A 15,550-nucleotide genomic window follows, 5' to 3' on the forward strand; every position below is an offset into this window, starting at 1 on the left:
CCTCGCACACCTCACACGTGCACCCGCTGCGCGACGAACTCCTCGACGTACTGGCTTCCGTTGAGGCCCGCCCCGCCACGGTCGCGTTCTACTCGACGGTCGAGGGTCACCTGGGTGGTCCGGTGGCGGATACGACGGTGATGGGTGCGGAGTACTGGTACGCCAACCTGGCCACGGCAGTCCACTTCCAGTCGGCCACCACGTCGTTGCTGGATGACGGGCATTCGCTGTTCGTCGAGGTGAGTCCGCATCCGGTGCTTACGCACGCGGTGCAGGAGACGGTGGAGATCCGCGAGGGTGCGGGCGAGGTTGCCGTGACGGGCACGTTGCGTCGGGGTGAGGACACGTGGCAGCGGATGCTGACCTCGCTCGCCACCGCTTACACGCAGGCAGCGGCGCCTGTCGACTGGGCTGGCTTCTACCCCGCCACCCCGGCTGCCCACCTCGACCTGCCCACCTACCCCTTCCAGCACGAGCACTACTGGCTCGAGCAGAGCACCGGCGCCAGTGATCCCCACTCCCTCGGTCTGAACGCCGTGGAGCACGGTCTGCTGGGTGCGGCCGTCGCGCTCGCGGACGGCGACGGGAGCGTGTTCACCGGGCATCTGTCGCAGCGCAGCCACCCCTGGCTGGCGGACCACGCCGTGCACGGTACGTCGCTGCTGCCGGGCACCGCGTTCGTCGACCTGGCTCTCCACGCGGGTGAGGCCACCGGCGCCCCGCACCTGGAGGACCTCACCCTGGAAGCCCCCCTCGGTCTCGCGGCCCGTGGCGGCCTGCACCTCCAGGTACACGTGGAGGCATCCGACGGGGACGGCCGCAGGGCCCTCACCATTCACTCCCGTCCGGACGACGCCACTTCCGACCGGCCCTGGACCCGCCACGCCACCGGCACGCTCGCCCCGGAGCCGGCCGTCGCGGCGGAACCGGCCGCGTGGGCGGAGCCGTCGGCCTGGCCGCCGGCGGGCGCCACGGCCGTGCCCATCGCCACCCTCTACGACGAACTGGCCGATCGCGGCTACCACTACGGCACCGCCTTCCAGGGCCTGAGCGCCCTCTGGCGGGACGGCGACACGCTCTACGCGGAGGTCACACTGGCCGCCGACGAGTCCGGCGCCGACCACTACGGCATCCACCCGGCGCTCTTCGACGCAGCACTCCACCCGATCATCGGTGCCGGTCCCGAGCAGGACCAGGACCAGATGCTGCTGCCGTTCGCCTGGTCGAACGTGCGGCTGCACGCGGTCGGTGCGCGGGCCCTGCGCGTACGGATCAGTCCGGCCGACGCGGGAACGCTGCGCCTCACGCTCGCCGATCCCACCGGACAGCCGGTCGCCGACGTGGCGTCACTGGCCGTACGGCCCATCACCACCGAGCAGTTGGCGAAGGCCGTCGCCTCGGGCCAGGACGACCACCTGTTCCGGCTCGCCTGGACGCCCGCGCCCGCCGTGCGCGAACTCGACGGCGGCCGCGTGGCGTTCCTGGGACCCGACGTTGCCGGTGCCCTGGTGGCGGCGCTGCCCGACACGGTCGCGGTCGCGCGTCACGCAGGTCTTGCACAGCTGCTCGCGGACGGCGCCGCTCCCCTCCCGGACGTGGTCGTCGCCACCGGACTGCTGGCGCGCTCGGACGTGGCCGGGGACGTCCCGGGCGATGCGCGCAAGGCCGTCCAGTACGCCTTGGAGCTTGTTCAGGCGTGGCTGGCCGAGGAGCGGCTGGCCGACAGCCGCTTGGTGATCGTCACCAGGGGAGCCGTTGCCGTCGACCCCGGCACCGAGACGCCGAGCCCGGCGGACGCCGCGGTCTGGGGTCTGATCCGCTCCGCGGAGAACGAGAACCCGGGCCGCTTCACCCTGGTCGACGTGGCGGACGAGAACACCGTCTCCGCCGCGTCGTTCCGCGCCGCTCTGGGCAGCGGCGAGCCGCAGGCGGCCGTGCGAGAGGGCGATCAGCAGCTGTACGTGCCCCGGCTCGTGCGGGAGGCCGCGCCGGCTTCGGAAGCTGACGCGGTGGCCGTTTCCGCCAAGGGCGGCACGGTCTTGATCACCGGCGGCACGGGCACCCTCGGCACGCTGTTCGCCCGCCACTACGCGACGGCCGGGCAGGTCGGCCATCTGCTGCTGACCAGTAGGCGCGGCCCGGACGCTCCGGGCGCGGCCGAACTTGCGGCGGAACTGGGCGAGTTGGGGGTCAAGGTCACCGTCGCCGCCTGCGACACCGCCGACCGTGACGCGCTGGCCGCGCTCCTCGCGGCCGTCCCCGAGGAGCACCCCCTCACCGCCGTCGTGCACACCGCCGGTGTGCTCGACGACGCCACCATCGCCTCCTTGACGGCGGAGCGCGTGGAGCGCGTGTTCCGTCCCAAGGTGGACACCGCCTGGCACCTGCACGAGCTCACCCGCGACGCGGAGCTGACCGAGTTCGTCCTGTTCTCCTCCGTGGCGGGCGTGCTGGGCACCTCGGGCCAGGGCAACTACGCCGCGGCGAACGTCTTCCTGGACGCGCTGGCCGAGCACCGCCGCGCGGAGGGACTGCCCGCCACCTCCCTGGCCTGGGGTCTGTGGGGCGACACCAGCGGCATGACCGGACACCTGGACGACGTGGACCTGAACCGGATGGCCCGGCTCGGCATCAAGCCCATCACGGCGGAGGAAGGGGTGGCGCTGTTCGAGGCCACCCGCACCATCGGCGCGGCCTGCCTGGCCCCGGCGAAGATCGCCCCCGCCCTGCTCCGTCCCCACCTGGAGAGCGGCACACTTCCCGCCGTCCTCCAAGGACTGGTGCGCGCTCCCGTCCGCAAGGCCACCGAGGCCGCGGCGACCGGCGCCGCGACGCTGCGCGACCGCCTCGCGGCGCTGTCCGACGAGGAGGCCGAGGACACCGTGGCCTCCCTGGTCCGCGGCCAGATCGCGCTCGTCCTGGGCCACAGCGGCTCGGAGGGAGTCGACCTGGACAAGGCGTTCAAGACCCTCGGATTCGACTCGCTGACCGCGGTGGAACTGCGCAACCGCCTGGCGGCCTCGACCGGGCTGCAACTGCCGCCCACCCTCGTCTTCAGCTACCCCTCCCCGCGCGAACTGGGGCGGTACCTGTGCGGTCTGCTGCGTCCGGCAGTGGACCCCGCCGTGGCCGAGGAGACGCGGATCCGGGAAGTGCTGCGGACCGTACCGATCGACCGGCTGCGCAGCGCGGGACTCCTGGACCTGGTGCTGGCCTGCGCCGGTCCTGCTCAACCGGACGCCGCCGGTCAGGCGCCGGACACCGACGCGACGGACACCGACATCGACGCACTGGCCGCTCTCGACCTGGACGCACTCGTCGAACTGGCCCTGGACGAGAGGGGTATCTGACATGAACAGCTCCGCAGACCGCACGGCCGAGGGCGGGGAGCGGGTCCAACGAGCCCTGCGCGCGCTCCTGGAGGAGCGCGACCGGCTTCGGCAGGAGAACGACGACCTGAAGGCCGGCCGCGGCGAGCCCATCGCCGTGGTGTCCATGGCGTGCCGCTACCCGGGAGGCGTCTCCTCGCCCGAGGAACTGTGGGACGTGGTCCGCGACGGCCAGGACATGGTGGAGGAGTTTCCCAAGGACCGCGGCTGGCGGGACGTGTACGACCCGGACCCCGACACGCTCGGCAGCTCGTACACGCGCCACGGAGGGTTCCTGCGGGACGCCGGCGCGTTCGACGCGGGCTTCTTCGGCATCAGCCCGCGCGAGGCCCTGGCCATCGACCCGCAGCAGCGCCTGCTCCTGGAGACGTCGTGGGAGGTCTTCGAACGCGCGGGCATCGTGCCCGCCGAGGTGCGCGGGGCCGAGGTCGGAGTCTTCTCCGGAGTGATGTTCCCCGAGTACGGGATGCGCTTCCTGGAGGCGAGCGGGAGTGACCTGGAGGGCTATCTGCTGCACGGCAGCGCGCTGAGCGTCGCCTCCGGACGGGTGGCGTACGAACTGGGCCTGACCGGACCAGCGGTGACCGTGGACACGGCCTGCTCGTCCTCGCTGGTGGCCATGCACATGGCGATGCAGTCGCTGCGCTCCGGCGAGAGCTCGCTCGCGCTGGCGGGCGGGGTGTCGCTGATGGCCACGCCCGCGCTCTTCGTGGAGTTCTCCCGCCAGCGCGGCCTCGCGGCCGACGGGCGGTGCAAGTCCTTCGCGGACGCGGCCGACGGGACCGGCTGGGCCGAGGGCGTGGGCGTGCTGCTCCTGGAACGGCTGTCCGACGCCCGCCGCAACGGCCACCCCGTCCTCGCCGTGCTGCGCGGCTCCGCGGTGAACCAGGACGGCGCCAGCAACGGGCTGACCGCCCCCAACGGCCTAGCCCAGGAGAAGGTGATCCGCAGGGCGCTGGCGAACGCCGGGGTCTCGGCATCCGAGGTGGACCTGGTCGAGGCCCACGGCACCGGCACCAAGCTGGGCGACCCCATCGAGGCGGGCGCCCTGCTGGCGACGTACGGGCAGGGCCGGCCCGAGGGCAGGCCGCTGTGGCTGGGGTCCCTGAAGTCGAACATCGGCCACTCCATGGGCGCCGCCGGGGTCGGCGGCGTCATCAAGACCATCCAGGCCATGCGCCACCGGCACCTGCCCAAGACCTTGCACGTGGACACGCCCTCCCAGCACGTGGACTGGTCCTCCGGCTCGGTCGAGCTGCTGGTGGAGGGGCGGGAGTGGACCCGGGCGGAGGGCCCGCGGCGGGCCGCGGTGTCCTCGTTCGGCGTCAGCGGCACCAACGCGCACATCATCCTGGAAGAGGCCCCGCCGCAGGAGCGGGAGCAGGCGGGCGAAAGCGGCGACCCGGGCGTCCTCGGTGGCCTCGTGCCGTGGGTTTTGTCCGGCAAGAGCGCGGCGGCCGTGGCGGGGCAGGCCCTCAAGCTGCGCGACTTCGCTGACGCCGACCCGCAGCTCGATGTCGCCGACGCCGGCTGGTCGTTGCTGTCGAGCCGGAGCCGGTTCGACCACCGCGCCGTGGTGCTCGGGCGCGGCCGCGACGAACTGCTCACCGGCCTGACCTCGCTCGGCACCGGCGAGGAGTCCGCCATGGTGGTGCGCGGCACGGCGCGCCAGCTCGGCGGTACCGTCTTCATGTTCCCCGGCCAGGGCTCTCAGTGGGTCGGCATGGGCCGTCGGCTGTACGAGACCTTCCCCGTCTTCGCGCAGAGCCTCGACGCGTGTGCGGCGGCGCTGGCCGAGTTCGTCGACTGGTCGTTGATCGACGTGGTGCGCGGTGTGCCCGGGGCGCCGACGCTGGACCGGGTGGACGTGGTGCAGCCCGCGCTGTTCTCCGTCATGGTGTCCACGGCCGCCCTGTGGCGCTCCTGGGGTGTGGAACCTGCCGCCGTGGTCGGACACAGCCAGGGCGAGATAGCCGCCGCCCACGTCTGCGGCGCCCTGTCGCTGCGTGACGCCGCGAAGATCGTGGCGCTGCGCAGCAAGGCGCTGGTGGACGTGATCGGGCATGGCGGCATGGCGTCGGTCGCGGAGTCCGCGGACATCGTCGAGGAACGCCTCGCGCCGTGGCAGGGCCAGGTCAGCATCGCGGTGGTCAACGGGCCCAGCTCGGTCGTGGTGTCCGGGGAACCGGACGCGCTCGACGAGTTCGTCGAGAAGATGAAGGCCGACGGTGTCGCCGCCAAGCGGATCGCGGTCGACTACGCCTCCCACTCGCACCACGTGGAGCGGGTCCGCGACCAGGTGATCGCCCCGCTCGCCGACATCAGCCCCACGACGTCCGCGCTGCCCTTCTACTCGACCCTGTACGGCAAGGTCATCGACACCGCCGGGCTGGACGCCGACTACTGGTACAACAACCTGCGGGAAAAGGTCCTGTTCGCCACCTCCGTACAGCAGCTGGCCGACGACGGATTCCGGGTGTTCATCGAGATGAGCCCGCACCCCGTGCTGACCATCCCGGTCCAGGAGATCGTCGAGGACGTCGACGCGGTGGTCCTGTCGTCGTCGCGGCGCAACCGCGAGGAAGTGGAGGCCGTACTCGGCTCGCTCGCTCAGCTCCACGTCCAGGGCGGGTCCGTGGACTGGGACGCCCTGTTCGGCAGGCGCCGGCGGGTGGATCTGCCGACCTACGCGTTCCAGCGGCAGAACTACTGGCTGAACTCCTCGCACCCGGGGACGACGGCGCAGGTGCCCGTCCTTGAGCCGGCCGTGGTCGAGGACGAGCCCGTCGCCCTGCCGGACCTGGTCGCCCCGCTGGCCGACGACGAGGCGACGGCCCTCGTCCTGGACCACGTCCTGACGAAGGTGGCCGTCGTGCTCGGCCACCCCTCCGGCGAGCGGGTCGACCCCGACCAGGAGTTCAAGGACATGGGCTTCGACTCACTGCTCTCGGTGCAGCTGAGCAAGGGCCTCACGTCGACGACCGGACTCAAGCTGAAGCCGAACCTCGTGTTGCGGCACCCGACACCGAGGCGGGTCGCCGGACACCTCGTGACCGCGATGGCCGGTGACCGACGGCCGTGAAATCCGGTGTGCGGGGCGCCCATCGCCCCGTACACCGTCCCAAACAGCTGACCCCCTTCCGTGACGGCGGAGGCCCTCCTTGGAACGCCTCCGTCGCCCGGCCGCTTTGTTGAGGAGATGATCTCTGTGCGTTCGTTTGGTGCGTCGTCTGCGCACAAAGGGTTGTGGCGGGCGCAGGAAATGTTTCCCGACACCCTGAACCACGCGCTGACCCTGTGGAACGTGGACGGCGCGCTGGACGCGGCCGTCATGGAGTCCGCGTTCCTGCACGTGATGGACGAGGCGGAGGTGTTGCGCGTCACCTTCGTCGACGACGGCAGTGGACTGCGCCTGGTGCCCAGGGAACTGGGGGACTGGCGACCGTTCTTCCTGGACTTCGCCGCCGAGGACGACCCGGAGGCGGCGGCGCGCGAAGCGCTCGCCGACCTGGTGCGGAAGCCGTTCGCCCTGGAGCGGGACCTGCTGTTCCGGCTGGGTGTGGTCCGGCTCGGGGCGGCCCGCTCCGTGCTGGTGATCATCTACCACCACCTCATCTCGGACGGATACGGCGCCGCGGGCCTGCTGTCGCGACGCCTGGCCGAGGTGTACACCGCGCTGTCGCGCGGCGCGGACGTACCGGACATGGCACACCCCTGGGACGCCGAGTCGTTCGCTGCCGAGGCGGCCCAGTACAACGCCTCCGAACAGTTCGCCGAGGACACGGAGTTCTGGCGCGACTACCTCGCCGACGCGCCCGCCCCCGCGCAGGTTCCGCGCGTGGTGCTGCCGGAGGCGACGCGGTCCGCGCTGGCCGAACCGACGTGCGGCGCGGACCGCTGGGGCGAGTTGACCGAACCCATCGGCATGGTCAGCCGCACACTGACCGTGCCGCGCGCCGAGGCCGCCGCATGGACCGAGACCGCCAAGTCCATGGGCGTGTGGATGTCGTCGATGCTGACCGCGGCCGTGGCGGTCTACCTGCGCCACCGCTGCGACCGCCCGGAGTTCCTGCTCTCGCTGGCCGTGGCCAACCGGGTAGGGGTGGCGAGCAGGACGCCCGGCCTGGCGGTGAACGTGGTGCCGGTGCGGGTGAAGGTGCCGCTCGGCGCGACCTTCACCGACGTCGCCGACGCGCTCGGCGACGAGACGTACGAGATCTTCGACCACGCCGCCTGCCACTACTCGGAGATCCAGCGCGTCAGTGGAACCGTCCTGGGAGACCGTGGCAGCTTCGGCGCCGTCGTCAACATCGTCGAGTTCGCCGAACACCTCCAGTTCGCCGACCACCCGGCGCGCTTCCTCGGCGGGACCACCGGCACCTTCGAGGAACTGGCCATCGGCGTCTACACCGACGGGACCGGCGAGGGCGACCTCTTCATCCGGCTCGACGCGCCCGCGAGCCTGTACTCCCGCGCGGAACTCCGCTTCATCGGCGAGGACCTGATCGCGCACATCCGCGCCCTGGTGGCCGCGGGCGACCGGCCCGTCGGCACGCTCGACGTGGTGAGCGGCACCGAGCGGGACCAGGTGCTCGCCACGCCGAACGCCATCGATGTGCCACTGCCGGGCCTCACCGTTCCGCAGCTGTTCGCCACCCAGGTGCGGCGGGTGCCCGACGCCGTCGCGATCGTGTCCGGTGAATCGAGAATCACCTACCGGGAACTGGACGAGCGCTCCGACCGCCTGGCCGGGGCGCTGCGCCGACGGCACATCGGGCCCGAGACGGTGGTGGCGGTGGCGCTGCCCCGGTCGGTCGACCTGGTCGTGGCCCTGCTGGGCGTCGTGAAGGCGGGCGGGGCCTACCTGCTGGTCGACCCGGCCGTCCCGGCGGAGCGGCTCCGGTCGACGGCTGCCGACGCCCCGGTGCGCGCCCTGCTCGCCGGGGGGCCGGCGGCCGAGGCGCTCTCCGCCCAACTGGGCGTCCCGGCGCTCGTGTTCGAGGACCTGTGGTCGGACACGGACGACGACGGCGCGGCGCAGGCCGCGGCCCCGCCGCGTCAGGACGGCCTGCTGGCCGTGGCATACGGCGCCCAACTGGGCAGTGGGAGTGGGGCAGTTGGCGTGACGCACCGCAACATCGAGCGGTTCGTCCTGGACCACGCTCGGCGCGAGGCAGGCGCCGCCACCGTGCTGTGGCACGCGCCGCACGCCTACGACGCGCTTCCCGCCGAGGTGTGGACTCCGCTGCTGAACGGAGGCCGGGTCGTCGTGGCTCCCGAGGGCGAGCTGGACGCCGACACGCTGACCGAGGTGCGGGCGACGCATGAGATCTCCGTGCTCTGGCTGCCCGCCCCGCTGTTCGCGGCGATCGCGGCGGACAGCCCCGAGCGCCTCACCGGGCTGCGCGCGGTGTGGACCGGCGGCGACCGCGTGTCCAGGGCCGCGGTGCGCCGGGTGCGGGAGGCCTGCCCCGGACTGACCGTCGCGATCACCGACGGCCCGGAGGCGACCGCCGGGCCCGGCCACCCCGGCGACCACACGACCCGTTACGTGCTCGGCCCCGGCCTGACACCGGTCCCGGTCGGTGTGACCGGCGAGCTGTACGTCGCCGGGCCGGGCGTGGCGCGCGGATACGCGGGGCGGCCCGGGCAGACCGCACAGCGCTTCGTGGCCAGCCCCTTCGGCCCGCCGGGCAGCGTCATGTACCGGACCGGGGACCGGGTGCGCTGGAGCGCCGACGGGCTCGTGGAGTACGTGGGCCCCGTCGGCGCTCAGGCGGACATCCGCGGCAGCCGCGTCGAACTGGCCGAGGTCGAGGACGTACTGGGCGAACACACCGGTCTCGCCCGGTCGGTGGTGACCGTCGCCGAGGACGCCTCCGGGCAGTGGCGCCTGGTGGCCTACGTGGTGCCCGCCGCGGGCCGGACCGTCGCGGCCGACGAACTGCGCCGGTTCGCCGCGGAACGGCTCGCGGAGTTCATGGTTCCGTCGGTGTTCGAGGTCCTGGAACGCCTGCCGCTCACCCCGGGCGGACGGATCGACCGGGCCGCGCTGCCGCGGCCCGCGTTCGACGGTGAGAAGTACCGGGCACCGCGCGACCACACCGAGCGGGTGCTGGCCGCGGCGTTCGCCGACGTACTGGAACTCGACCGGGTGGGGATCGACGACGACTTCTTCGACCACGGGGGCAACTCGCTGCGGGCGATCCGGCTGACCGGCCTCATCCGCGCGGAGCTCAACCAGGAGGTGCCCATCCGCACGCTGTTCGCGGTGCGCACCATCGCCGGTCTGACCGACACGTGGAAGAACCTCGCCCGTTCCAGCCGGCCCACCCTGCGCAGGAGGACGAAGGAAGGGGCGGTGCTGTAGGCGGTCCCGCCGTCACCGCCGACGGGCCCCAAGCTCCCGGCACGACGACGCCCCGGTCGGCCGAGCCGACCGGGGCGTCGTCGTGTCACCGGTCATGTGCCGCCCGAGCGGCGGTACGGCTCCCGCGACCTGCGCGAGGTCGCGGGAGCCGCACCGGAGGGACGGATCTAGCGGAGCGCCTTGGCGGCCGAGAGCTCACGGACCGCGCCGGAGATGAGGTCGGCGACCTCCTGGCCGTGCTCGTCGAGGTAGAAGTGGCCGCCCTCGAAGACGTGCAGGGCGAACGGGCCGGTGGTGTGCTGCTGCCACGCCTCGGCCTCGGCGATCGTGGTGTGCGGATCGTCCGTGCCGACCAGCATGGTGAGGGGGCAGTCGAGCCGGACGTCCGTGGCCCGGGGGTGGGTCTCGATGGCCGTGTAGTCGCCGCGCAGGGCGAACAGGATCGAGGCCCTCAGGTGCTTGTTCTCCAGGTACACCGGGTCGGTGCCGCCGACGGAGCGCAGCTCGTCGATGAGGCCCTCCTCGTCACGGAGGTGAACGGTGCCGCCGCGCAGGAGTGAGGGCGGCGGGTAGCCGGAGGCGAGCAGCCATGCTGGCGGGGCACCGGTCTCGTCCTGGTAGCGGCGGGCCACCTCGAAGGCGAGCACGGAGCCCATGCTGTGGCCGAAGAAGACGGTGGGCCGGCCGTCGTCGCAGCGTCGCAGCGCCGCGTAGGTGAGGTCGGCGAGCTCGGCGAGGTTCTCGACGCAGCCCTCGGCACGCCGGTCCTGCCGCCCCGGGTACTGGATGGTGAGCACGTCCAGTGCCGGTGCGAGAGCTTCCGACAGCGCGTAGAAGTAGTTCGCCGAGCCTCCGGCGTGCGGGAAGCAGACGACGCGGAACTCGCTGTCGTCGCTGGGGTGGAAGCGGTGTATCCACTGACCGTCGAACTTGCCTGACGCTGTCATGCTCAATCCTTCTGTCGGTGACCCCGACTCGGTCCGCGGCGCGGGAGCGGTCCGAGCGCAACGGAGCTGGACGGGAAGGAGCCGGTCGTCCGAACGGCCCCCTGGCGTACGCACTCGGCGAGGCTTGCCCGTGTGTCCCGCCGAAGGGACACACACGCCCGGCCCGCACGGATGCCTCGATGCATCGGTGCGCGCGGGCCAAGGGGGCTTACCTGAACGGTTCTTCGTGCCGCTCCATGGTGGCGAGGCGTTGGCCGCGCTGACAACCGTGTCGGGAGGCGGGACCATCGCGCGGGTGTCATCGACCCATATCAGCGACCGAAGCGACTCATGCCGGGAAACGGACGGGGCGGCGCACCCCGACCTGGTGTCGGAGTGCGCCGCCCGGGGTCGGTCGCGCGGTGGGTCAGGGCTTGGCGCGGACGATGTCGATGTTGCCGTGCCGGGTGCGAGCACGGACCTTGACGGAGTCCTCGCTGGTGCCCGGGGCTTCGGACGGGGGGAGCATGTTGCGGACCTGGCCGGAGCTGGAGGTGGCGTCGAGCCAGGCGGCGGTGCCCTCGCGGATGCCGATCTCGATCGCGCCGTACGAGGTCTCCAACTGGACGGTGCCCCGGACCACTTCGCCCACCCGCAGGCTGCCGTGCGCGGTGGTGGCGGTGACCGAGTCCCCGGCGCGCGCGATGTCGATGTCGCCGTTGGCGCCGTTCACCCGCAGCTCGCCGAAGACCGAGCCGACGGTGGTGGTGCCCTGCGAGTTCTTCAGGGTGGCCGCCCCCTCGACGGTGCCGACGCGGACGCTGCCGGTGCTGGTGGTGATCTCGGCGGCGCCCTCGACCCGCTCCACGGTGACCGCGCCGTGCGACGCCGTCAGCCGCAGCGGCCCGGTCGACTCGAAGCGGACGTCACCGGCCGAGTTCTTCACCCGTACCTCGCCGAGCCGGCCCTCGCCGCTGACCTGGGCCCAGGCGCCCGTCATCTCGATGTCCGAGCCGGCGGGCAACTCGACTGTCACGTCCACGACGCCGGGGCGGCGCAGCGACGTGCGCGGCTTGGGCGTCTTCACGATGAGGCTGCCGCCGGAGTAGCTGACCTCGGTCTCCTTGGCGGCGCGGACGTCCAGGCTCTTCTCCGGGTCGCGGGGCCGCACCTCGACGGTCGTGTCGAGCCGGTCGCCCGCGGCGAACCGGATGGAACCCGCCTCCACGTGCGCGGTGACGGAGATCGCTTCGGGGGTGTCGAAAGAAGGCATGGCTGTCCCGTCCTCTTGGGTCGTTACGGCGTCCCCGCTGGTGGGACGTGAAGGGATTGACGAGTGGTGCGGGCGAGCAGGCGCGGTGTGGGGTCGCCGGTCAGCGCACCCAGCCCGTGATGCTCTGTCCGGCAGGCTGGATCTGGGTCTGCGCGCGCTCCGTCGTACGCGGCCGGGTGTTGCCCTCGACCGCGGCCGACACCGCGCGCACCAGCCACGCGTTGACCGACAGGCCCTCACGGCCCGCGGCCTCCTCGGCCCGCGCCTTGAGGTGGGCCGGAAGCCGCAGGTTGACGCGAGCGGTGCCGCCGTCCTCGCCCTCGACCGGGCCGGGTGCCGGTGACGCGGCCTGCTCGACCGGCGCGGTCGCCGCCTCCACGGGAGCATCCGCGGGCGGCAGCGTCACGACGAAGTCGGGGTCGAGGCCCCGCAGCCGTACATCGACCGAGCCGGGCGCGAGCTCCCGGGTGACCTCCCCCATGGCGGCGGACAGCACGTTGAGCATCGTCAGCCGGGTCGCCGACTCCAGGGGAGCCGTCAGCCGCTCGGCCAGCTCGCGCGCATCCTGTCCGCCGGCCTCGGCGGCCACCGCGAGTTCACGGCGAAGGGAGTCGACATACGGGGTGAGATCCATGACGTCATCATGGCACCACAATGGCGCCATGTGCAAGCCTGAATGACGCCTGATGTGGCACGGTCGCCCCGTGGGCCGTTTCACCTGCGAAATCAAGGAGGCGGCGGTCCGGTTCGTCGTGCGGTCGCGTGCGCGTCGGCGCCCGCCTGGCCAGGGAGTGGCGCCCGGTAATGCCATGGGGCGCCATGAGTGGAAGCCTGACGCCCCCAGGTGACTCCAGGCTTGACGCCATGAAGCCCGTGCCTAGGTGTTGCCGAGCGCGCCGACGGTGGGGGCTGGGTGCTTTCCGGACGCTGGATGCGACCGTTCCCGCCATTGTGTGCGGAGAAGTTGCGTCAGTGGCTCACGCCGCGAGCGTGCCCAGAATGGCATCCCACCTGCTCATTTACCGTCGCGTGGCGCTCTCGTGGCGCCGGTGCTGCCCTATATGGCGCCATGACGGTCTCCCGATAGTGCCAAACATGTGCCACCATGGCGTCATTGGTGGCGCGCTCCTCGGCTGTCCAAGCCGAGGATGCGCGTTTTCGCGAAGTGAGCGATCGAAGAGGTGGGGACGATGGAGACAGCACAGAGTCGGCAGCGCGTGGCACCTGGCGCCCTCGTCGCCTTCGCTCGCTTCGTGCTCTGTGGCGGCGGGGTGGGGCTCGCGTCCAGCTTCGCCGTGGCGGCCCTGGCCTCCTGCGTTCCCTGGGCGATGGCCAACGCGGTGGTCACCGTGGTCTCCACGGTGCTCGCCACCGAACTGCACGCCCGCTTCACCTTCCGCGCCGGCGGCCGCGCGACCTGGCGCCAGCACGCCCAGTCCACCGGGTCCGCGGCAGCCGCCTACGCGGTGACCTGCCTGGCGATGATCGTCCTGCACCTGCTGATGACGGCGCCCGGCGCGCTGGTCGAGCAGATCGTCTACCTCTCCGCCTCCGGCCTCGCTGGCATCGTGCGGTTCGCAGTGCTGCGCCTGGTCGTCTTCGCGCGGAGCCGTCCGCAGGCCGCGGTCACGACCGGCACCGCCGTTGCCCTGCCCGCGCAGGTGGCCCGCGCCACCGCGCCGGCCGGCCCCGCGGTGCTCTGCCCCGCCGCCTGACCGCCGCGTCACGCGGAATTCGCCCAAGCCCTCCGGCCCCAACGGCCCGACGCCGAGCCGGGCCCAACAGATCTGAAGGAGCAACATGTCCATCAACGTTTCCGACCAGGGACAGGACCGTCCGGAGCTGCGGAAGGCGATCGAGGAGATCGCCCGGGCCGGCTTCGTCGGGGTGCAGCTGCGGGTGAACGACGAGCAAGGCGAGTGGGTCGGCAGTGCCGGGGTCCGCGTGTTGGGCCAGAGTGCCGCGCCGCTGACCAACGGTCACTTCCGCATCGGCAGCACGACCAAGAACTTCGTCGCGACCACGGTGCTCATGCTGGTGGCCGAGGGCAGCATCGGCCTGGACGCACCGGTGGCCGACCACCTGCCCGAGTTCGGGCTCGATCGGCGGATCACCATGCGGATGCTGCTCCAGCACACCAGCGGGATCTTCAACCACACCGGCGAGCTCTACGAGGACGGGACGATCGTGCTGGGCGTGCCCTGGCAGGGCAAGGAGTGGGTGGACAAGCGGTTCCACACCTACCTGCCCGAGGAGTTGGTACGGCTGTCGCTGTCCAAGCCGGCGCGGTTCGAGCCGGGGGAGGGCTGGAGCTACGCCAACACCAACTACGTCCTGGCCCGCCTCGTGATCGAGAGGGTCACCGGCCGCTCGTTCGCCGAGGAGTTGCGGCGGCTGGTCCTGGGGCCGCTGGGGATGACCGGCACCGTGGCACCCGGCGCCTCGCCGGACATCCCCGAGCCGCACAACCACGGCTACTACCGCTACGAGGACGCCGGGCAGGAGAAGACGATCGACGTCACCCGGCACAATCCCACCTGGGTGGCGGCCGGTGGTGACATGATCTCGACGACTCAGGACCTGCACACGTACTTCTCGGCGCTGATGGGCGGCAAGCTCCTGCCCGCGGCGCTGCTGGCCGAGATGCGCACACCGGAGGCCACGTGCGGCTACGGACTGGGGTTGTTCGCACAGGACATGGGGCCGGGCGGCACCCTCTTCCACCACAACGGCGCCACCATGGGCTCGGCCGCGCTGATGTACGGCACGGCCGACGGCGGCAGGACCCTGACCGCCGGGCTGACGTATGTGGGCGACGCCGACCTGTCGATCGCGCCGGCGTTCCAGCTCGCCCAACAGAGGCTCGTCGACGCGGTGTTCGGCGCAGCCCCGGCCGATGAGACCCGCAAGACCGCTTGAGCTCTCGTGGTCCGTGCGTCGCGAGGGTCAGGGAGTGCGGCGTACGGCGGCCCAGGACACCGGAGTGCAGGGAGTGTGATCGCGGTGCCAGGTGGCACGGGACGGTCCGGTCGTGGCCCGGCGGGCGTTGGTGGTCCGGGCCAGCGCGAGGACGGCGGTGACGGCGGCCAGTTCCTCCCGCGAGGGGTTGCCGCGCACGATGATGGCCGTTGGCGTGCCGGTCCGGGCCGGCACAGCCGGCGTGGACGTCCTGGTTCCTGTCGGTGTCATGGGCTGCTCCCCGGGGTGACGGTCGAGCCGCGCGACGCGGCGTGCGGGGCGCGCGGCAGGGCGAAGGCGCCGCTCGGGCGACGCGGGTGTCGGCCTGACGGGCTCCGAAGGAGGGCCCCCGGTGGCTGGGGGCCCTGCCCGGGGTCAGTAGCGGTAGTGGTCGGGCTTGTACGGGCCTTCGACCTCGACGCCGATGTAGGCGGCCTGCTCCGGGCGGAGCTCGGTCAGCTTCACGCCAAGCGAGTCCAGGTGGAGACGGGCGACCTTCTCGTCCAGGTGCTTGGGCAGCACATACACATCGGTCGGGTACTCGGACGGCTTGGTGAACAGCTCGATCTGGGCCAGCGTCTGGTCCGCGAACGAGTTCGACATCACGAAGGACGGGTGACCGGTCGCATTGCCC

At 72.1% G+C, this 15,550-nt stretch carries 10 protein-coding genes; 5 read left to right on the forward strand and 5 right to left on the reverse strand.

Annotated elements, in window-relative coordinates; all coding sequences use genetic code 11:
- From DT019_RS38655 to DT019_RS38665, 3 genes are all read left to right on the forward strand, one after another.
- The coding region (locus DT019_RS38655) for a type I polyketide synthase (protein ID WP_147267423.1) at positions 1-3,350 on the forward strand (3,350 nt) is incomplete at its 5' end.
- A gap of 1 nt (position 3,351) precedes the next feature.
- Positions 3,352-6,471, forward strand: coding sequence for a type I polyketide synthase (locus DT019_RS38660; protein ID WP_114041684.1), 3,120 nt, complete (start codon positions 3,352-3,354; stop codon positions 6,469-6,471).
- 117 nt (positions 6,472-6,588) lie between these two features.
- Complete coding sequence (locus DT019_RS38665) at positions 6,589-9,759, forward strand: non-ribosomal peptide synthetase (RefSeq protein WP_114041685.1); 3,171 nt, start codon at positions 6,589-6,591, stop codon at positions 9,757-9,759.
- 167 nt (positions 9,760-9,926) lie between these two features.
- Here DT019_RS38665 and DT019_RS38670 read toward each other — a convergent pair whose 3' ends face one another.
- The 3 genes from DT019_RS38670 to DT019_RS38680 form a co-directional block, all read right to left on the reverse strand.
- Positions 9,927-10,706, reverse strand: a complete 780-nt coding sequence (locus DT019_RS38670) for a thioesterase II family protein (protein WP_114041686.1) — start codon at positions 10,704-10,706, stop codon at positions 9,927-9,929.
- A 406-nt stretch (positions 10,707-11,112) separates the two neighbouring features.
- Positions 11,113-11,958, reverse strand: a complete 846-nt coding sequence (locus DT019_RS38675; RefSeq protein WP_114041687.1) for a DUF4097 family beta strand repeat-containing protein — start codon at positions 11,956-11,958, stop codon at positions 11,113-11,115.
- Positions 11,959-12,058: 100 nt separating this feature from the next.
- On the reverse strand, positions 12,059-12,592 hold the full coding sequence (locus DT019_RS38680) for a hypothetical protein (RefSeq protein ID WP_114041688.1): 534 nt from the start codon (positions 12,590-12,592) through the stop codon (positions 12,059-12,061).
- A 556-nt stretch (positions 12,593-13,148) separates the two neighbouring features.
- Between DT019_RS38680 and DT019_RS38685 the strand changes: the two genes are divergently transcribed.
- The gene (locus DT019_RS38685) at positions 13,149-13,673 is read left to right on the forward strand and encodes a GtrA family protein (RefSeq protein WP_114041689.1); all 525 of its coding nucleotides are present in this window, start codon (positions 13,149-13,151) and stop codon (positions 13,671-13,673) included.
- An 85-nt stretch (positions 13,674-13,758) separates the two neighbouring features.
- Positions 13,759-14,877 (forward strand): serine hydrolase domain-containing protein, encoded by a 1,119-nt coding sequence (locus tag DT019_RS38690; protein WP_114041690.1) that lies wholly within the window; start codon positions 13,759-13,761, stop codon positions 14,875-14,877.
- A 27-nt stretch (positions 14,878-14,904) separates the two neighbouring features.
- Here the strand turns inward: DT019_RS38690 and DT019_RS38695 are convergent, their stop codons facing one another.
- Positions 14,905-15,147: an acyl-CoA carboxylase epsilon subunit gene (locus tag DT019_RS38695; RefSeq protein ID WP_114041691.1), complete on the reverse strand. Its 243-nt coding sequence runs from the start codon at positions 15,145-15,147 to the stop codon at positions 14,905-14,907.
- 144 nt (positions 15,148-15,291) lie between these two features.
- The coding region (locus DT019_RS38700; protein ID WP_189390318.1) for an adenosylhomocysteinase at positions 15,292-15,550 on the reverse strand (259 nt) is incomplete at its 5' end.

This window comes from Streptomyces sp. SDr-06 (assembly GCF_003324565.1).
Classification (GTDB): domain Bacteria; phylum Actinomycetota; class Actinomycetes; order Streptomycetales; family Streptomycetaceae; genus Streptomyces.